The following is a 17,577-nucleotide window of genomic DNA, read 5'->3' as shown; positions in this document are numbered from 1 at the left end:
TCATGGGTGAGGTGGTCGGCGCCGGCCTGCTGGCGCACGTCCCGACGATCGTGCTTCCCGAGGCGATCCGTCGCGAGCTCAACAACGGCGAGGACAGCACCCTGGTCTCCGGACTGGAGCAGCTGCGCCGCGACGTCTTCGAGACGGTGGACTACGACACCGTCGTGGTCCTCGACTCGCACTGGGCCACCACGGTCGAGTTCGTGGTCACCGCGCAGGACCGTCGCTCCGGGCTGTTCACCTCAGAGGAACTGCCGCGCGGCATGTCCCGGCGGCCCTTCGACTTCCCCGGCGACCCCGAGCTGGCCCACCTGATCGCCGCCCAGGCCGAGAAGCACTCCACCTGGATCACCGCGATCGAGGACCACTGGCTGCCGATCTTCTACGCCACCACGAACCTGTGGGAGTTCCTCGGCCAGGGCCTGCCCGACAAGCGCTGGGTCTCGATCGGCGTGTGCCAGACCGCCGACGGCGAGGACTGCTACCGGCTCGGCCGCGCGCTGGGCGACGCGATCGCCGCCTCGGACCGCAAGGTGCTGCTGATCGCCTCGGGCGCGCTCTCGCACACGTTCTGGCCGCTGCGGCAGCTGCGCGACCACGAGGCCGCCGGACACGAGCACATCTACTCGCCCGAGGCGCTGGCCGCCGACCTGGAGCGGATCGAGTGGTTCAAGGCCGGCGACCACAAGCGGGTCATCGACACCATGCCCGAGTTCCTCCGCTTCCGCCCGGAGGCGAAGTTCATGCACTACCAGATGATGATCGGCGCCATCGGCGAGGAGCTGTGCACGGCGCCGGGCCGCCAGTACGGCGAGTACGAGAACTCCGTCGGCACCGGGCAGGTGCATCTCTGGTTCGACCGGCCCGAGGGCGGCTTCCCGCGCCCCAAGGCCACCCCCACCGATCCCGACTTCGTGCGCCAGTCCGGCGCCCCCGACGTGCCGGCCGCCGGCTGAGAGAGGCATCCTCCATGACCCTGCGCGAGACCCGCCGCATCCTCCTGGACGGCAACGCCGTCGACGTCGTACGCCGCGGTGACGACCTGGTCGCCGGCGACGGCCGCGTCGTCGCGATCGCCGATGCCGTCCACCTGCCCCCGGTGACACCGCAGAAGATCATCTGCGTGCACCTGAACTACTCCAGCCGCGTCGAGGAGTTCGGTACGACGCTGCCGCCGGCGCCGACGTACTTCCACAAGCCGGTCACGGCGCTCAACGCCCACGACGCCGCCGTGGTCCGCCCCGAGGGCTGCAAGTGGCTCAACTACGAGGGTGAGATCGCGATCGTGATCGGCAGGACGTGCCGCAACATCGCGCCCGAGGAGGCCGGGGAGTACATCCGCGGCTACACGGTCGCCAACGACTACGGCCTGCACGACTTCCGTGACACCGACGCCGGCTCGATGCTGCGCGTCAAGGGCGCCGACACGCTCTGCCCGGTCGGGCCCGGCGTCGTCGAGGGCTGGGACTTCCGCGGCAAGCGGATCCGCACCATCGTCAACGGCGAGGTGAAGCAGGACGGCAGCACCGATGAGATGGAGTGGGACATGCACTACCTCGTCGCCGACATCGCCCGCACCATCACGCTGCACCCCGGCGACCTGCTCCTGTCCGGTACGCCGGCGATCTCGCGCACCGTCTACCCCGGCGACATCGTCGAGGTCGAGGTCGAGGGCCTCGGCACGCTGCGCAACCACATCGTGTCCGGTCCGACGCCGATCCGCACCGACGTGGGCGCCCAGCCGACCGAGTCCGAGGAGGTCCTCTCCACCGCGCAGGGTGGCGACTGGGAGTTCCGCGGGATCCGCAAGCCGCAGCCGCCGGCGCACTGAACGGACCGGCGATGACTGTGACTGATCCGGTCACCGCGACCGACTGGGCCGGGCTCGCCGCCTCGCTGGCGGCGCCGACCGGTCTGCTCGTGGGCGGTGAGATCCGGGGCGCCGAGGCGACGCGGAAGCTCCTGACCCCGCGCGACGGCACCGTGCTCGCGGAGGTCGCCTGGGCGGGAGAGGCCGAGGTCGACGCTGCGGTCGCGGCCGCCCGACGGGCCTTCGACCACGGCCCCTGGCCCCGGCTGCACCCGCGCGAGCGCGGCGAGATCCTGCAGCGCTTCGCGGCGCTGGTCGAGGAGCATCGCGCCGAGATCGCGCTGCTGGTCGCCCTGGAGATGGGCAAGCCGATCCGGACCGCCTACGAGATCGAGCTGCGCGCGCTGGTCCGCACACTGCGCTACTACGGCGAGCTGGCCGACAAGGAGCACGGCGAGGTCACCCCGACCACCGCGGGCGACCTGTCGATCGTGACCCGCGAGCCGGCCGGCGTGGTGGCCGCGGTGGTGCCGTGGAACTTCCCGCTCACGCTCGCGGGGTGGAAGTTCGCGCCGGCGCTGGCGGCCGGCTGCACCGTCGTGCTCAAGACCGCCGAGCAGTCGCCGCTGTCCATGCAGCGGGTGGCGCAGCTCGGCCTGGAGGCCGGGCTGCCGGCCGGCGTACTCAATGTCGTCAACGGCGACGGCGTGGTCACCGGTCAGGCGCTCGGCCGGCACCGGGACGTCGACATCCTCACGTTCACCGGATCGACCGAGGTGGGGCGGCACTTCCTGCGCTACTCCGCCGACAGCAACCTCAAGCGGGTCTACCTGGAGCTGGGCGGCAAGTCGCCCAACATCATCCTGCCCGACGCACCCGACCTCGACGCCGCCGCCGACACCGCGGCGTGGGCGATCTTCTTCAACTCCGGCGAGATGTGTACGGCGGGCTCGCGGCTGATCCTGCACCGCGACATCGCCGCGCGGGTCGTCGACCGGATCGTCGCCACCGCCGCTGACTGGGCGCCCGGCGATCCGCTGGACCCCACCACCGCGATGGGGCCGCTGGTCGACGAGCGGTCGCTGGCGCGGGTGCTCGGCCAGCTCGACGACGGCGTCGCGGCCGGCGCGCGGGTGCTCACCGGCGGACGCCGTACCCGCGTGGACAGTGGCGGCCCCTACCTGGAGCCGACCGTCGTCACCGGTCTGGCCGCCGACAACGTCCTGCTGCGCGAGGAGCTGTTCGCGCCGGTGCTCTCGGTGGTCGAGGTCTCCTCGGAGGAGGAGGCGGTGGCCGTCGCCGGCGACACGCCCTACGGCCTGGCCGCCGCGGTGTGGACCGCCGACCTCGGCGCCGCTCACCGCGTCGCCCGGCGGCTGCGCGCCGGCACCGTGTGGGTGAACTGCTACGAGGAGGGCGATCTCAGCGTCCCCTTCGGCGGCGTCAAGCTCTCCGGTTTCGGCCGGGACAAGTCGCGACATGCGCTGGCGGAGTACTCCGACCTCAAGACCACCTGGATCCACTATGGCTGATGTGACAGTGACACGGCGGCCGCGCATCGTGCTGCCGGCACGCTTCTCCACCAGCGCCGCCGCGCTCCGGTACGGCGCCGAGGTGACCGCCCGCAAGCTGGTCGAGGCGGTCTGGGCGGCCGGCGGCGAGCCGCTGGTGCTGCACCCGCACGCGCCCGGCGGCGTGGCCGACGAGGCCGAGATCGCGGCCCGGCTGGAGGTCGCCGACGGCGTACTCCTGCCCGGTGGGGGCGACCTCGCCGCGCACTGGACCGGGCAGGAGCCGCACCCGACCCTCTACGACGTCGACGAGGAGCAGGACGCCTTCGACCTCGGCCTGGCCCGGGTCGCGCTCGCTCGCGGCGTGCCGGTGCTGGCCATCTGCCGCGGGCTGCAGGTCGTCAACGCGGCCCTGGGCGGCACGGTGGTCCAGGACATGGACGCCGAGTACGGCGAAGGCTGCCACCACCGTCACCGCGTGCACAAGGTCGCCGTCGCGCCGGACTCGGCGCTGACCGACGTGGTGGGCGCCGCGGTCGAGGTGTCCTGCTACCACCACCAGTGCTTGGCCACGCTGGGCGAGGGCCTGCGCGTCGTCGCCCGGGCCGAGGACGGCGTCATCGAGGCGGTCGAGCTGACCGAGCCGCGCGGCTGGTTCCTCGGGGTGCAGTGGCATCCGGAGGACACCTGGGACAGCGCACCCGAGCAGCGCGCGGTCTTCGAGGCGCTCGTGGCGGCCTCTGCCTGAACGGCGATGGTGGGGTGCGTCGAGCACCCCACCATCACTCCTCCTCGGAGACCTCGACCAGGGTTCGTAGCGCCTCGGTCATGGTGCGCAGGCTGGTCGGCTTGACCGCCGCGACCACCGCCGACTCGGTCTTGTTGAACTCGGGGTAGATGCGCTCCATCAGCTCCCGGCCGGCGGCGGTGAGCTCGAGGTTGACCAGCCGCCTGTCGACGGTGCTGGGGATCCGCTCGATCAGCCCGCGCGCGCCGAGCGTCTTGGCCACGCCGGTCAGCGTGCCCTTGCTGATGCCGACCGACTCGGCGACCTCGCGCGTCTCCATGGAGTTCCAGATCCACAGGTTCCAGAGCACCAGGAAGCCGGTCCAGGTCAGGTCGTTGGGCCGCAGGACGCTGTTGGTCAGCCGTCCACGGACGGCGTTGGCGGCGCGATAGAGGCTGAGGAGAGCGTGCGACGCGTCGAAGTCCAGCGGGAGATGCTGGACCCGATCCTGCGTCGCACGCTCGACCTCGGCGAGCGTGTGCTGGTCGGGCATGCCCGAACTCTAGGCGACCGGATCAGGCCCAGGTGGCCCCATCGGTGACCCGGGACAGGCTCGTGCCGCCGTTCCACACCACGCCCACCTGGCGGTAGTAGCCGCCGATGATCTCCTCGACGTGCAGGTCGGCGAGCTCCTCGGTGGGGGAGTCGAACAGCCGCAGCTCGACGTCCCCGCGCCAGGCCTGGCCGCCCTCGAACGAGGCGGCGCCCGAGGAGATGAGCTCGGCGTACGCGTCGCCGTCGCCGGCGATGTCGGGCAGGATGCGGTGATGGGCCATCGGGTGGCCGTTGACGAAGCCGTTGGTGTCCGACTCCTCGCGCAGGGTCAGGACCGCCTCGGCCAGCCGCCGGTCGCCCGCGGCCAGGGTGGCGCCGAAGACACCGCCCGGGGCGATCTGCGGGGCAGCCTGGGCGAACGGGTGCGGCCGGGTCTGCCACATCGAGCCGAGCTTCTTGGGGTAGCCCTGGTGCAGGCCGCGGCCGATCGCGAAGTCCTTGTCCACCCAGATGTAGACGCAGCGGGAGTAGGTCACGCCGCGGAAGGCGCAGCGAACGACGACGAACGCCTCCTTGTACTGCGACCGGATCGGGTCGAGCAGTTCCTCACGGCTGCTGGAGCAGGACTGCCAGTCGGCCCAGATCAGCGCGACCGCGCCGGGGTCCTCGGGTGCCAGCTCGAGCGGGTCGGGCAGCAGCGCCCGGACCTTGGCCGGGTCGGTGCGGTACTCGACGGTGAGCAGATCGCCGGAGTACTGCCACGGCGGGTCGGGGATCAGCGACGAGCGCCCCGTCTCGGTGCGGGGGTAGAGGAAGCCGTTGAGCTGGCGCAAGATGCACTCCTGGAGATCGTTTGGGTCCATACGATATGGAATCGCGGGCCTGGCGACAAGGGGTTGTGTGGTCCCATTCACAGGTCTATTGTTCGGGTCCAAACGATGTCCCACATGATCTGGAAGGACGCATCGTGAGCCACTTCGACACCAGCGGCCTGGCGCCAGCACGCGACCGGCTGACCGAGGACGGCATCGACGTCGTGCGGCTCGGCTACTCCGACCTGATCGGTGTGGACCGCGGTCGCGACGTCTTGGTCAGCCGCTTCGACCGGACCGTCGGCGGCGGCGTGGCCTTCTGCCGGTCGGTCTACACCACCACGCCGCTGGGCGGCGTCGTCGACTTCAACGGCGGCCTCTCCGCGGGCCTGCCCGACATCGTGGCCTTTCCCGACCTTGACACCCTGCAGGCGGTGCCGTGGGAGCCCGGTGTCGCGCACTGCATCGCCGATGTGTTCAACCCCGACGGCACGCCGTCGCAGGAGAGCCCCCGTTACGTGCTGCGCCAGCTCGTCGAGCAGTTCGCCGCGCTCGGCCTGCGCCCGATCGTGGGCCCGGAGCTGGAGTTCTACGTCCTGGAGCCCGCCGAGGGCACGCCGACCGGCTGGCGGCGGTACGGCGAGAGCACCGGCCACGTCTACACCACCGGCCGCAAGGGCGATCCGGAGAACACCCTCCTCGACGCGCTGCGCCACCTCGGCAACTACGGCCTGGAGGTCGTCGCGGCCAACCACGAGTTCTGTTCGGGTCAGTACGAGATCAACATGTGGCACAGCGACGCGCTGGACGCGGCCGACCGGGCCCACCGGTTCAAGGACGCGGTCAAGGAGCTCGCCCGCCGCCGCGGTCAGCTGGCGACGTTCATGCCCAAGCCGTTCAACGACGAGGGTGGCTCCGGCTTCCACCTGCACTTCTCGATCGTCGACGACGCGGGCGCCCCGCTGTTCGCCGACCCCGCCGCCGAGGACGGCCTCTCCGAGCTCGCCCGCTGGGCGATCGGCGGCATCCTCGCGCATGCTCCGTCCATCGCCGCGATCGCCAACCCGACGGTCAACTCCTACAAGCGCTTCGGTCCCGACACCCTGGCTCCCTGGCTGATCGACTGGGGGCTGGACAACCGCAGCGCGATGCTGCGCGTCCCGCCGGAGCGCGGCGGCGCCACCCGCCTCGAGCTGCGGCTCGGCGACGCGAGCGCCAACTCCTACCTCGCCATCGCCGGCATGCTCGCGGGCGCCCTGCTGGGCATCCGCAACAAGATCGAGCCGCCGGAGGCGCTGGTCGGCTACGGCTACGACACCGAGCGCGCGGAGATGCTCCCGCAAGGCCTCGGCCAGGCGCTCGACGCCCTCGAGCGGGACAAGGAGATCGGCGACCTGCTCGGGACGCCGTTCGTCGAGGCCTTCCTCGCCTACAAGCGCGACGAGCTCCAGCGCTTCCAGTCGGCCGTCACCGACTGGGAGTTCCGCGAGTACGCCCACCACCTCTGAGCTTCCTAGGAGATCACCACCATGCCCCGTCACGCTCCCGTCCCTCTCGCCGAGGTCGACCTCGCTGACATCGACGGCTTCGCCAACGAGCGCGGCTACGCCCAGTTCGACACGCTGCGCGCCGAGGACCCGGTCCACTGGACGCCCGAGACCACCGGTCAGGGCTTCTGGAGCGTCACCCGCTACGAGGACATCTGGACGGTCGACCGCGATCCGGAGACGTTCACCTCGACCCAGTTCGTCAACCTCGAGGACGTCGACGACGACCTGCGCGACGCACGTCGCTCGCTGCTGGAGACCGACGGCGCCCGCCACACCGCGCTGCGTCACCTGATCCACCGCGAGTTCAGCCCCCGCAACCTGATGAAGAACTACGAGGCGTTCCTGCGCCAGCTCACCAAGCAGACCGTCGACCGCGCGTTCGCGGCGGCTGCGGAGAACGACGGCCGGATCGACTTCGTCAAGCTGATCAGTGCCGACTTCCCGATCCAGGTGCTGGCGCGGCTGCTCGACGTACCCGCCGACCACACGCCCCAGCTGATCGCCTGGGGCAACGAGATGGTCGCCAACACCGACCCCGACTACGCCAAGGTGCGTCTCGACGACCCCGAGTCGGAGAAGTACAAGCACCTGCCGTTCCGCTCGCCCACGGTGCTCGACGTGTGGGCCTACGGCAACGAGCTGCGCGAGGGACGCATCGGGGGCGACGGCACCGACCTGGTGTCGATCCTGGCCAACAAGATGCCGGGTGACGGCGTACCGCTGAGCCAGCAGGACTTCAACAACTACTTCTCGCTGCTGGTCATCGCGGGCAACGAGACCACCCGGCACGCCATCAGCCAGTCGATGCTCGGCCTGCTCGAGCAGCGCGAGCAGCTCGAGATCCTGCGCGACAAGCCGGAGCTGATGGAGACTGCCGTCGAGGAGCTGCTGCGGTGGGCCTCGCCGGTCTACCACTTCCGCCGTACGGCGACCCGCGACGTGGAGCTGGGTGGCAAGGAGATCAAGGAAGGCGACAAGGTCGTGATGTGGTTCGCCTCGGGCAACCGGGACGAGCGCGTCTTCGAGGACCCCTACACGATCGACGTCACCCGCACGAACGTCGACCACATGACCTTCGGCAAGGGCAGCCCGCACCTGTGCCTGGGCAACAACCTGGCGCGTCTGGAGATCAAGCTGATGTTCCAGGAGCTGCTGCCGCGGCTGGCCGACATCGAGCTGGTCGGCGAGGTACGCCGGGTTCGCAGCAACTTCGTCAACGGCATCAAGAGCCTCCCGGTGAAGGTCGCCGAGGCATGATCCGCCGCCCGCGCCAAAGTGTCACGGTGACACTTTGGTGACGGCACGATGCCCGCCCGGGCGAGGATCTGGGCGAGCCGGGGCCGCGAGAGCGCGTCCTTCCAGCCCCAGCGAGCCGCGCGGGGGCGGTGTCGACGGATCCGGTCCTCTCGGGCCTTCTCGTCCCACAGGACCTGCTGGGGCGTCCGGTCGCCGGCGAGCTCCTGCTCGAAGTACTTGCCTTCGCCGTCGAACTCACCGAACGCCTCCAGCTCGGGCCAGTCGAAGTCCACGATGTCGTCGCCGGGCTCGTCGAGCCGCGGGAAGCGCACCTGGAGGTCAGGCATCGGCACGCCGAGGAGCGCCATCTGGCCTCGGCTGAGCGATTCGCCGGCCGATCCCGAGCGAGGATCGGCGAGTCGGAGGTGACGTACGGCGCGGGAGCCACCCTTCATCCGGGGCGGGATGAGATCGATCAGCGTCTCGGTGACAGTCTCCGCATTGCCCTCCTCGGCCAGGGCGCGCACCAGGTGGTCGAGCGGGAGGAGCACGTTCGGCAGCCTCCCCGTGGCGGCCAACTGCACGGCTGTCCAGGCGCGTGAGGTGATCTGAAGCCCATTCGGCAGTGTGACGATCTGCTCGTCGGGGATCGCGTTGCGATGTATCTGAACGCCCGCAGTGGTTCTTCGCGCCGCCCCGGGCTGGGTCGCGTGCACATAGGCCAGGTCCGGCACCAGCTGCGGACACCCCCACAGCACCGCGGCGGACGCGTGGGAGAAGACCAGGCTGCTCACTCGTGCATCTGTCGTGGCCATGACGCGCAGCCGATGCTGGTCGGCGGCATTGAGCTGGGCGCTGCGTGGGCGGAAGTAGCCCCGCCGAACCCGGGTCAGGTCACGGTCGAGATGCGGTGGTTCGCCGCCCTCCAGGCGGCGGACACGGGTGGAGACCAGCAGGTCCTGCGGCTCGAGTGCATCAGACATGCGTCGAGCATCCGTGCTCGCGTGGAGCGAGCGCATCCCACCTTCGCGGATCTGTGGAAAACCAAAGTGTCACGGTGACACTTTGGCGCGTGGGTGACAGATCGGAAGTGTCACCCACGCCGCGAACTGTCACGGTGACACTTTGCGGGTCAGGCGTCGAGAACCAGCCGCGGGCCCTTGCAGCGGGAGACGCAGACCATCATGCAGTCGTTGGCGGCCTTCTCCTCATCGTCGAGCACCGAGTCGCGGTGGTCGACCTCGCCCTCGAGGACCATCTGCTCGCAGGTGCCGCAGGTGCCCTCCTGGCAGGAGCTGAGCACGGGAATGCCGGCGCCGCGCATGACCTCGAGCACGGTCTGGTCGGCCTCGACCGTGAGGGTCTTGCCCGAGCGCTCCAGCACCAGCTCGAAGGCGGTGTCGCCGGAGGTGTCGATGTCGAGTGCGGTGAAGCGCTCCAGGTGCAGGCTGTTGACCGGCCATCGCTCGCAGCCGCGCTCGACGGCGTTCAGCAGCGGCTCGGGGCCGCAGCAGTAGACCAGGGTGCCGCCAGCGGGGGTGCCGAGGATCGCGGTCAGGTCGAGCAGGCCCTGCTCGTCCTGCGGCACGAGGTGCACCCGGTCGCCGTACTTGGCCAGCAGGTCGGTGAAGGCCATCGACGTCGCCGACCGCCCGCCGTAGTGCAGCGTCCAGTCGGCGCCGCGGGCCTCGGCCTCGGCGATCATCGGCAGGATGGGGGTGATGCCGATGCCGCCGGCGATGAAGATGTAGCGGGTGCTCGGCTTCAGGCTGAAGTGGTTGCGCGGGCCGCGCACGGTGATCCGGTCGCCGGTCTTGAGGCGGTGTACGGCGACAGAGCCGCCGCGGCTCTCCGGCTCGAGCAGAACCGCCACCTGGTACTGGCTGCGGTCGGCCGGGTCGCCGCACAGCGAGTACTGCCGGACCAGGTCCTCGCCCAGCACGAGGTCGATGTGGGCGCCCGGTGCCCAGGCCGGCAGCTCCGTCCCGTCCTGCGCCCGGAGCGTGAGGAGGACTACCTGGTCGGCGACCGTCTCGACGGAGCGCACGACTGCGTCGATCTCGGCCTCGGCGGTGGTGCGAGGTTCGGCGAGTGCCTGGCTCATGGAGTGCCCTTTCGAAAAACGTTTGTATCCAAACGATATGTCGGATCGCGGCTCGGGTCTAGGGGTTCGCCGGTGCGATCTTGTCGAGGAACGCGTCGACCAGGCGGTGCGCGCGCTCCCGGTTGCGGGCGGCCAGGCCGGCGGTCTCGGCGATCAGGGTCTCCGGGTCGAACCCGGCGGCTCGGGCGTTCTCGTAGCCGCCGTTCTCCAGCCAGCCCAGCAGCGACGCCTCGGTCAGCTCGGGATGGAACTGCACGGCCAGGTTGCGGCGCAGCGAGAACGCCTGCGGGGCGTGGGCGCTGGCCGCGATCGGCCGCGCGTCCGCCGGGGCGGTCCACCTGTCGAAGTGCCACTGGAACCACGGACCCGAGGCGACCACGTCCTCGTCGTCGCTGGTCACGTCGACCCAGCCGATCTCGCAGTGCTCGGCGCGCTGCACCGAGCCGCCGTGCGCCTGGGCGAGCAGCTGGCCGCCGAAGCAGATCCCCAACACGGGTACGCCGGCGGCGTCGGCGGCCTGCACCTGCTTGAGCTCGTCGTGGAGCCAGGTGCCGATGGCCTCGTGGTCGTAGACCGACCAGACGGCGCCGAAGAGGACGACCGCGTCGTAGGCGGTGAAGTCGGGGAACGCCGCCTCGACGCCGGGATTGGCGAAATGCTCCTCCGGTACGACGAGGTGGTGCTCGAGCACATAGCCGCGTCGCTCGAGCTGCTCGGCGATCGGTCCGGCGGGGGAGACGTGGTCATGGGCTACGACGAGGGCACGCATGGCCGCCACCCTAGCCCATCGTTTGGGTCCAAACGAGGGGTTGAGGGGATGGATCAGTGCGTGATCGAGGCGAGCGCCGCCCAGGTCTCTTCCAGGGAGGAGGTCTCGTCCATCCGCTGCCGCAGGAACGCCTCGATCTGCGGCATCCGGGCGAGGGCGGCGTCGGCGTCGGGGGAGGAGCCGGCGACGTACGCGCCGATCTCGACCAGCTCCTTGACGGAGCGGTGGGCGGCCAGCATCCGGCGCAGCATGGTCGCGTCGGCCTGCTGCTCGGGGGTGCAGACCGCCGCGGTGAGCCGGGAGATCGACTCCAGCACGTCCACGGCGGGGAAGTGGCCGGCGGTGGCCAGCTCGCGGGTGAGCACGATGTGGCCGTCCAGGATCGAGCGGGCGGTGTCGCCGATCGGATCCTGCAGGTCGTCGCCCTCGACCAGCACGGTGTAGAGGCCGGTGATCGAGCCGGTCGGGGAGGTGCCGGCGCGCTCCAGCAGCCGCGGCATCAGACCGAAGACCGACGGCGGGTAGCCGCGCGTGGCCGGCGGCTCGCCGGCGGAGAGGCCGATCTCGCGCTGTGCCATCGCGACCCGGGTCAGCGAGTCCATCATCAGTACCACGTGCCGACCGGCGTCGCGGAACCACTCCGCGATCCGGGTCGCGACGAACGCCGCGCGCAGCCGCTCGACGGCCGGCGCGTCCGAGGTGGCCACCACGACCACGGAGCGGGCCAGGCCCTCGGGGCCCAGGTCGTTGTCGATGAACTCGCGCAGCTCGCGGCCGCGCTCCCCGACGAGCGCGATCACCGACACGTCCGCCGAGGAGCCGCGGGCGATCATCGACAGCAGCGACGACTTGCCGACGCCGGAGCCGGCCATGATGCCGATGCGCTGGCCGCGACCGCAGGGCACCAGGCCGTCCAGGGCGCGTACGCCGAGACCGAGCGGCTCGGTGATCCGCGGCCGCTGCAGGGCGTGCGGCGCGGTCGCGTCGACCGTCACGGACTCCAGCCCGAGGGTGTCCAGGGCCGGGCCCCCGTCCACCGGCCGGCCCAGCCCGTCCAGCACCCGGCCGCGCAGCGCCTCGCCGACCAGCAGCCGCAGCGGCCCGCCGGTGTGCCGGACCAGGTCGCCGACCCGAACACCGTGCACGCTGCCCAGCGGCAGGCACACCGCGCCGTCGGTCCGCAGCGCGACCACCTCGGCGAGCAGCTCGTCGCGGATCTCGACCAGGTCGCCGATCGCGACCGAGAGCCCGGTGACCAGCAGGTGCAGGCCGGCAAGCTCGGTGACGGTGCCGAGCCGCCGCGGCTGCGCGGCGGCCAGGGCGCGCTCGCGGACCGCCGGGGTCAGCACGCTCACGCGAGCGCCTCGCGCACCCGCTCCAGCGCCGAGCCGACCCGCAGGTCGATGACGGCGCCGTCGTAGCTCACCAGTGCGTCCGCTCGCTCCAGCGTCGCGTCGGCGACGACCTTCAGGCCGAGTTCCTCCAGCTCGACGGCGGCCGCTCCGGCGGCGATGTCGGGATGCATCCGGACGGTGGCCAGGACGCCCGGCGGCAGCAGCCGCAGCACTCGGCGGACCACATCGGCCGAGGTGACGACCGACACCTCACGGCCGACCAGCTCCTCGACCAGGGCCCAGGCGAGGTCGGTGGCCCGCTCCTCGACCCGGGCGCACAGCGCGCCGAGCAGGCCGTGCACCTCGTCGGCCGCCCGAGCCAGGGCGACCAGTGCCTCGGCGTGCTCGGCCTCGCGGCGCGCCTCCGCCTCGGCATGGCGGGCGGCGACCTCCTCGGCGGCGCGGCGGGCCTCGGCCTCGGCCTCGCGGCGGCCCTGTGCCCAGCCCACGGCGTACCCCTGGGCCTCGGCGGCGGCCCGCGTGGCCGAGGCGACCTCGCCGAGCAGCGATTCAGCGACCGGGTCGCCGAGCAGGTTCGCGTCGCCGTGCCGAGTCCACACACCGGTGCGCAGCTCGGGGGTGGGCAGCGCCGTCACCTCGCCGACCTCGTCGGAGGGTACGACGGGGGCGACGGTCACCGAGCCGAGCGGCGCGAGCCCGTCGACGAACCGGTCAGAGGATGAGCTCATCGTCGTTCCCGCGGCGGACCATGATCTGGCCCTGCTCCTCGAGCTGGCGGATGGTGCGGATGACCGCCTGCTGGGCCTCCTCGACCTGCGCGAGCCGGACGGCGCCGAGCAGCTCGATCTCCTCGAGGAGGTTCTCGGCCGCGCGCTGCGACAGGTTGCCGGTGATCTTGGCGCGCACCGCCTCGCTGACGCCCTTGAGCGCGAGGGCGAGGTCGCCGGCGTCGACCTGGCGCAGCACCTGCTGCACCGACCGGTCGTCGAGGCCGACGATGTCCTCGAACATGAACATCCGGCTCTTGACCTCGTCGGCCAGCTCGGGGTCCAGGCCCTCCAAGCCCTCGACGATCTGGCGCTCGGTGGGCCGGTCGGAGCGGTTGATGACGTTGACCAGCGAGTCGACGCCGCCCACCCGCGACATCTCGGCGGGCTGCAGCATCGAGGAGAGCTTGCGCTCCAGGATCGACTCGACGGTGCGGATGATGTCAGGGTTGGTGCGGTCCATCACCGCGATCCGGTGCGCCACGATCGCCTGCTGGTACGCCGGCAGGCCGGACAGCAGCAGCGAGGCCTTGTCCGGGGTCATGTGGGCGAGCACGAGCGCGATCACCTGGGGATGCTCGTCGGCGATGAAACCGCGCAGCTGGGCCGGGTCGGCCCGGTGCAGGAACTGGAAGGGCATCTGCACCGCGGCGGCATGCAGCCGCTCCATGATCTCCTTGGCGCGGTCGGCGCCCAGCGACTGCTCCAGCAGCGACTGGGCGAACGCGAAGCCGCCCTGGCTGATGTGCGCGTGCGCCGTCATCAGGTCGCGGAACTCGGTCAGCACCTGCTCGGTCTCGCTCGCCGAGATCCGGTCGAGGCGGGCGATCTCGGCGGAGATCAGCTCGACCTCGCCGTCGGTGAGGTGCTCCATCACCGCCGAGGCCCGCTCCTTGCCGAGCTGGATCAGCAGGATCGCCGCCTTGCGCACGCCGAGCTGGCCCAGCGCGCCGGCGGTCGGCATCATCGAGACGCTCATCGGGGCCGCTCCACCAGCCAGCCGCGGAGGAGCGCGGCCACGTCCTCGGGCTGCTGGTCGACCAGGCCGTTGAGCTCGTGACGCAGGTTCTCCGCCTCGTCGTCCTCGGCCGCCTCCAGGGCGGCCAGCGCCGGGTTGGTCGCCTCCAGCTGGGCGGCGCGGGCGGCCGCGTCGGCGCGCAGCTGCTCGACGACGTACGTCGTGGCCTGCTCGCGGGCCTTGCGGCGGCGCCGCGCCTGGAGCCAGGCCAGCAGCAGCACCAGCGCCACGATCCCGCCGATCCCGACGTCGCGCAGCAGCTTCATCCGCTTGGCGTGCGCGTCTGCCGCCTGGGCGTCCGCGAGCTCCTTCGCGGCGGCCTGCTCGGCGGAGTGGTTGAACGGCATCGTGGTGACGTCGATGGTGTCGCCGCGCTTGGGGTCGATGCCGATCGCGGAGGCGATGAGCTGCTTGACCTGGGAGGGCTGGACCGTGCCGACGGCGGCGGCGTCCATCACCACGCCGACGTGCAGCGAGTTGATGCCGCCCGGTGCCTTGACGGTGTGCTGCCGGGTCTGGTCGACACCGTTGTCCGAGGTCTTCGTCTTGTTCTGGTACGTCGAGTTGCCGCTCGAGCCGGTGCCGGCCGTGGTGGAGTCCATCTGCCCGTCGGGCCCGACCACGCCGCCGATGCTGGCCGCGCCACTGGCCGGTCCCTGGTACTTCTCGTTGCCGGTGGTCTCCGACAGCGACGGCACCGTGGTCGACTTGCCGTAGGTCAGGCTGTCGGTGGTCTGCTGGTCGAAGTTCAGGTCGGCGGTGACGTTGGCGGTGGCGTTGCCCGGCCCGACCACCTTGTCGAGCACCTTCTGGATCTGGCTCTGCAGAGTGCTCTCGTAGCTGGCCGTCTGCTGAGCCTGGTTGGCGGCCGCCATCTCGCCGGTGCCGTCGTCGGGCGCGTTGAGCACGTTGCCGGCCGAGTCGGTCACGGTGACGTTGCCGGGGTCCAGGCCGTCGATGCTGGAGGCGACCAGGTGGACCACTGCCTGCACCTGCTGGCTGGACAGCGTCGTACCCGGGTCCAGGGCGAGCAGCACGGACGCGGTGGTCGGGTCCTGCTGGTCGGAGAAGACCTGCTTCTGCGGGATGGCCAGGTGGACGACGGCGGTCTGCACGCCGTTCATCGCCTCGAGGGTCTTGTCGAGCTCACCCTCCATCGCCCGCTTGAAGTCGGTCTGCTCCTGGAAGTCCGAGGTCGACAGGCTCTGGTTGTCCAGCAGCGAGTAACCGTCCGGGCTGGAGTTGCCGGCCGGGAGGTTCTTGCCGGACAGGGCGATCCGGGTGGCGTAGACGGACTTCTGCGGCACCTCGATGGTGGAGCCGTCGTCGGCGAGCTTGTAGGAGACGCCCTCCTTGTTGAGCTCGTCGATCACCGAGGACGCGTCGGAGCTGGCGAGATTGGTGTACAGCGGCGCGTACGTCGGGGCCGACACCCACCTGAAGACCAGGAAGGCGGCCAGGAGGAGGGCACCGGTGCCGACGATCGCCACGGCCTTCTGGCCATTGCTGAACTCGGAGAAGGCGCGCCGGTAGCGCGCCAGCAACTGGGTGAGGTTCTCGCGCATCGGTCAGCCTCAGATCTGCAGCGACATGATCTGGTTGAACGCCTGCAGACCCGTGTTGCGCAGCGAGACCGCGAGCTGGGTCGCGGTCGACGCCTCGGCGGCCGCGATGGTGTAGTCGTGGATGCTCGACAGGTCACCGGTGGCCGCCTTGACTGCGAGGTTGCTGCTGTCGTTCTGCAGACCCTCGAGCCGATCGAGGCCGTCGGCGAGCAGGTTGCCGAACTCGGCGCCGCTCGTGCTCTGGGTGCTCGCGGTGCCGGCGACCCCGGCCGCGCCGGAGACGCCGGTCGGGTCGGTGACCCCGGTGGCACTCGTCGTACCGTCGAGTGAGGGCATCGCCGGCATGGCGGGCAGGGCGGAGAGCGCCTGGACGGCGGGGATGCTCATGACTTGTGTCCGATCGAGAGCGCGGAGCCGTAGATGTCCTGCGCGGTCTTGGTCACCGAGACCGAGGCCTGGAAGCCGCGCTGGGCCATGATCAGCTGGCCCATCTCGCTGGCCATGTCGGTGTCGGGCGCGCGGACGTAGCCGTTGGCGTCGGCCAGCGGGCTGTCGGGCATGGAGACCTCGCGGCCCTGCGGGTCGCTCTCGGCGACGCCGGCGACCCGGACGCCGCCGTTCGGGTCGGCCTGGAAGATCGGGTACTGCGCCTGGAAGGCGTTGCCGCTGGTCGGCTCGTAGGTGTTGATGTTCGCGATGTTGTTGCCGATCGCGTCCATCCAGGTCTGGTGGGCGCCGAGCGACTCGTCGGCGACGCGGAGCAGGTCGAAGGCGGCCATCACATGCCCGTCGCTTCCTGCAGCAGCTGGTAGTGGTCGCCGATGGCCTGGCCGAGCACCTGGTACTGGTACTGGGTCTGGATCATCGCGACCTCCTCCTTGCGGAGGTCGACGTTGTTGCCGTTGGCCCCCACGGGCGTGTCGGTCGGCATCGTCCGGGCCGTGACCGCGGGCTGGACGTTGTCCTGCACCTGACCGGAGGAGATCGCCTCCTGCAGCGACGTCTCGAAGTCCACGCTGGACGCGCGGAAGTTGGGGGTGTCGACGTTGGCGATGTTGTTCGCCGTCACGTTCTGACGCATCGTGAGGCCGTCCAGCGCGGTGTGGAGCACCTCGCTGACAGCGTCGGATACGGCGAAGGACACTGGAGCCTCCAGTCGGGGGTACTGCAGGGCGTTGCCGATCCGTCGGCAGGGGCTGAGCTGTCCTTGCTCGCAGTGCTGTTCGGCGCCTCGCGGGGTCACCTGAGCCGCAATTGGGAAAAACTGGCTAGAGGGGCGCGCGGGCGGGAAAAACTGGCTAGCCAAGCGCCCGGATACGGCGATGCTGGCGGGTCCCACTAGCCAGTTTTTCGAGCGGCACCGCCAGCAGCCCCCAGGCCACTAGCCAGTTTCTGGCCACCCACCCAGGCCCGAGCCAGAGCCCCAACCCCAGCCCGGGCCCCAACCCCAGCCCGAGCCCCAACCCCAACCCCAGGCGCCCGCTACGCCACCAGTACGACGGAGAGCCGGCCTGCGCCGTACCCCGCGATGTCGATCTCGACGTCCTCGCGCCGGCCCAGGGTCAGCGCCTGGGCCTGTAGCTGCGGTGGCAGCGCGGGACCGGCCGGGTGCAGCTCGTGGAGGCGCAGGTGGTCGGCGCCGGGCGCGTTGAACAGTGAGGCGGCGACGTTGAGCACCTCGTAGAGGTTCTCTCGCAGCGTGTCGGGCAGCAGCCCCTCCTCGACGGCCGCCTCGGCGCCGCTCACCGGCACCAGGCCGATCGCAGCGCCGGCGTACGCCGACAGTGGCAGGTCGCAG

Annotated in this window: 18 protein-coding genes; 6 read left to right on the top strand and 12 right to left on the bottom strand. The window is 70.9% G+C overall.

The window, feature by feature from the left end:
* The first annotated feature begins 2 nt into the window (after positions 1–2).
* The 4 genes from VHA72_RS08805 to VHA72_RS08790 are packed head-to-tail and all read left to right on the top strand — an operon-like array spanning position 3 to position 4,069.
* Positions 3–956 (top strand): DODA-type extradiol aromatic ring-opening family dioxygenase, encoded by a 954-nt coding sequence (locus VHA72_RS08805; protein ID WP_325574319.1) that lies wholly within the window; start codon positions 3–5, stop codon positions 954–956.
* A 14-nt stretch (positions 957–970) separates the two neighbouring features.
* On the top strand, positions 971–1,831 hold the full coding sequence (locus VHA72_RS08800) for a fumarylacetoacetate hydrolase family protein (RefSeq protein ID WP_325574316.1): 861 nt from the start codon (positions 971–973) through the stop codon (positions 1,829–1,831).
* Positions 1,832–1,842: 11 nt separating this feature from the next.
* The gene (locus VHA72_RS08795) at positions 1,843–3,342 is read left to right on the top strand and encodes an aldehyde dehydrogenase family protein (RefSeq protein ID WP_325574314.1); all 1,500 of its coding nucleotides are present in this window, start codon (positions 1,843–1,845) and stop codon (positions 3,340–3,342) included.
* Position 3,343: 1 nt separating this feature from the next.
* Positions 3,344–4,069, top strand: coding sequence for a gamma-glutamyl-gamma-aminobutyrate hydrolase family protein (locus VHA72_RS08790; protein WP_414689777.1), 726 nt, complete (start codon positions 3,344–3,346; stop codon positions 4,067–4,069).
* 34 nt (positions 4,070–4,103) lie between these two features.
* Here VHA72_RS08790 and VHA72_RS08785 read toward each other — a convergent pair whose 3' ends face one another.
* Both VHA72_RS08785 and VHA72_RS08780 read right to left on the bottom strand, forming a co-directional pair.
* Entirely contained in the window at positions 4,104–4,601 is a 498-nt protein-coding gene (locus tag VHA72_RS08785) for a MarR family winged helix-turn-helix transcriptional regulator (protein ID WP_325574310.1), read from the bottom strand.
* Between the two features lie 22 nt (positions 4,602–4,623).
* A complete protein-coding gene (locus VHA72_RS08780; RefSeq protein WP_325574308.1) occupies positions 4,624–5,436 on the bottom strand; it encodes an acetoacetate decarboxylase family protein in 813 nt (270 codons plus the stop codon).
* A 134-nt stretch (positions 5,437–5,570) separates the two neighbouring features.
* On the opposite strand from VHA72_RS08780, the gene VHA72_RS08775 reads away from it, so the two are divergent.
* Both VHA72_RS08775 and VHA72_RS08770 read left to right on the top strand, forming a co-directional pair.
* Positions 5,571–6,923 carry a glutamine synthetase family protein gene (locus tag VHA72_RS08775; RefSeq protein ID WP_325574306.1) on the top strand — a complete coding sequence of 451 codons (1,353 nt, stop codon included), beginning with the start codon at positions 5,571–5,573 and terminating at the stop codon, positions 6,921–6,923.
* A gap of 21 nt (positions 6,924–6,944) precedes the next feature.
* Positions 6,945–8,222 (top strand): cytochrome P450, encoded by a 1,278-nt coding sequence (locus tag VHA72_RS08770; RefSeq protein WP_325574304.1) that lies wholly within the window; start codon positions 6,945–6,947, stop codon positions 8,220–8,222.
* 1,111 nt (positions 8,223–9,333) lie between these two features.
* On the opposite strand, the gene VHA72_RS08765 is transcribed toward VHA72_RS08770, so the two are convergent.
* From VHA72_RS08765 to VHA72_RS08720, 10 genes are all read right to left on the bottom strand, one after another.
* Positions 9,334–10,305 (bottom strand): PDR/VanB family oxidoreductase, encoded by a 972-nt coding sequence (locus tag VHA72_RS08765; RefSeq protein WP_325574302.1) that lies wholly within the window; start codon positions 10,303–10,305, stop codon positions 9,334–9,336.
* 58 nt (positions 10,306–10,363) lie between these two features.
* Positions 10,364–11,074 (bottom strand): type 1 glutamine amidotransferase, encoded by a 711-nt coding sequence (locus VHA72_RS08760; RefSeq protein WP_325574300.1) that lies wholly within the window; start codon positions 11,072–11,074, stop codon positions 10,364–10,366.
* A gap of 53 nt (positions 11,075–11,127) precedes the next feature.
* Positions 11,128–12,429 carry a FliI/YscN family ATPase gene (locus VHA72_RS08755; protein WP_325574298.1) on the bottom strand — a complete coding sequence of 434 codons (1,302 nt, stop codon included), beginning with the start codon at positions 12,427–12,429 and terminating at the stop codon, positions 11,128–11,130.
* On the bottom strand, positions 12,426–13,157 hold the full coding sequence (locus VHA72_RS08750; RefSeq protein ID WP_325574297.1) for a FliH/SctL family protein: 732 nt from the start codon (positions 13,155–13,157) through the stop codon (positions 12,426–12,428). Before VHA72_RS08750 ends, VHA72_RS08755 begins: the two co-directional genes overlap by 4 nt.
* On the bottom strand, positions 13,141–14,175 hold the full coding sequence (gene fliG / locus VHA72_RS08745) for a flagellar motor switch protein FliG (RefSeq protein WP_325574295.1): 1,035 nt from the start codon (positions 14,173–14,175) through the stop codon (positions 13,141–13,143). The genes VHA72_RS08750 and fliG overlap by 17 nt, the downstream gene beginning before the upstream one ends.
* Positions 14,172–15,779, bottom strand: a complete 1,608-nt coding sequence (fliF, locus tag VHA72_RS08740; RefSeq protein WP_325574293.1) for a flagellar basal-body MS-ring/collar protein FliF — start codon at positions 15,777–15,779, stop codon at positions 14,172–14,174. The genes fliG and fliF overlap by 4 nt, the downstream gene beginning before the upstream one ends.
* Positions 15,780–15,788: 9 nt before the next feature.
* Positions 15,789–16,166, bottom strand: coding sequence for a flagellar hook-basal body complex protein FliE (gene fliE / locus VHA72_RS08735; protein WP_325574291.1), 378 nt, complete (start codon positions 16,164–16,166; stop codon positions 15,789–15,791).
* Positions 16,163–16,558 (bottom strand): flagellar basal body rod protein FlgC, encoded by a 396-nt coding sequence (locus tag VHA72_RS08730; protein WP_325574289.1) that lies wholly within the window; start codon positions 16,556–16,558, stop codon positions 16,163–16,165. The genes fliE and VHA72_RS08730 overlap by 4 nt, the downstream gene beginning before the upstream one ends.
* On the bottom strand, positions 16,558–16,923 hold the full coding sequence (flgB, locus tag VHA72_RS08725) for a flagellar basal body rod protein FlgB (RefSeq protein WP_325574287.1): 366 nt from the start codon (positions 16,921–16,923) through the stop codon (positions 16,558–16,560). Before flgB ends, VHA72_RS08730 begins: the two co-directional genes overlap by 1 nt.
* A gap of 338 nt (positions 16,924–17,261) precedes the next feature.
* A partial coding sequence (locus VHA72_RS08720) for a hypothetical protein (protein ID WP_325574285.1) occupies positions 17,262–17,577 on the bottom strand: 316 nt, incomplete at its 5' end.

Source organism: Nocardioides sp. (genome assembly GCF_035547795.1).
Taxonomy (GTDB): Bacteria; Actinomycetota; Actinomycetes; order Propionibacteriales; family Nocardioidaceae; genus Nocardioides.
The sequence above is the reverse complement of the archived record's forward strand: the minus strand, read 5'-3'. Positions and strand labels throughout refer to the sequence as shown.

Excerpts from the sequence above, each read along its gene's own strand:
- VHA72_RS08730 (WP_325574289.1), bottom strand. The coding sequence starts at position 16,558 with ATGGCCGCCTTCGACCTGCTCCGCGTCGCCGACGAGTCGCTCGGCGCC.
- VHA72_RS08760 (WP_325574300.1), bottom strand. The coding sequence starts at position 11,074 with ATGCGTGCCCTCGTCGTAGCCCATGACCACGTCTCCCCCGCCGGACCG.
- VHA72_RS08795 (WP_325574314.1), top strand. The coding sequence starts at position 1,843 with ATGACTGTGACTGATCCGGTCACCGCGACCGACTGGGCCGGGCTCGCC.
- fliG (WP_325574295.1), bottom strand. The coding sequence starts at position 14,175 with ATGAGCGTCTCGATGATGCCGACCGCCGGCGCGCTGGGCCAGCTCGGC.
- VHA72_RS08770 (WP_325574304.1), top strand. The coding sequence starts at position 6,945 with ATGCCCCGTCACGCTCCCGTCCCTCTCGCCGAGGTCGACCTCGCTGAC.
- fliF (WP_325574293.1), bottom strand. The coding sequence starts at position 15,779 with ATGCGCGAGAACCTCACCCAGTTGCTGGCGCGCTACCGGCGCGCCTTC.
- fliE (WP_325574291.1), bottom strand. The coding sequence starts at position 16,166 with ATGAGCATCCCCGCCGTCCAGGCGCTCTCCGCCCTGCCCGCCATGCCG.
- VHA72_RS08785 (WP_325574310.1), bottom strand. The coding sequence starts at position 4,601 with ATGCCCGACCAGCACACGCTCGCCGAGGTCGAGCGTGCGACGCAGGAT.
- VHA72_RS08805 (WP_325574319.1), top strand. The coding sequence starts at position 3 with ATGGGTGAGGTGGTCGGCGCCGGCCTGCTGGCGCACGTCCCGACGATC.
- VHA72_RS08750 (WP_325574297.1), bottom strand. The coding sequence starts at position 13,157 with ATGAGCTCATCCTCTGACCGGTTCGTCGACGGGCTCGCGCCGCTCGGC.
- VHA72_RS08765 (WP_325574302.1), bottom strand. The coding sequence starts at position 10,305 with ATGAGCCAGGCACTCGCCGAACCTCGCACCACCGCCGAGGCCGAGATC.
- VHA72_RS08800 (WP_325574316.1), top strand. The coding sequence starts at position 971 with ATGACCCTGCGCGAGACCCGCCGCATCCTCCTGGACGGCAACGCCGTC.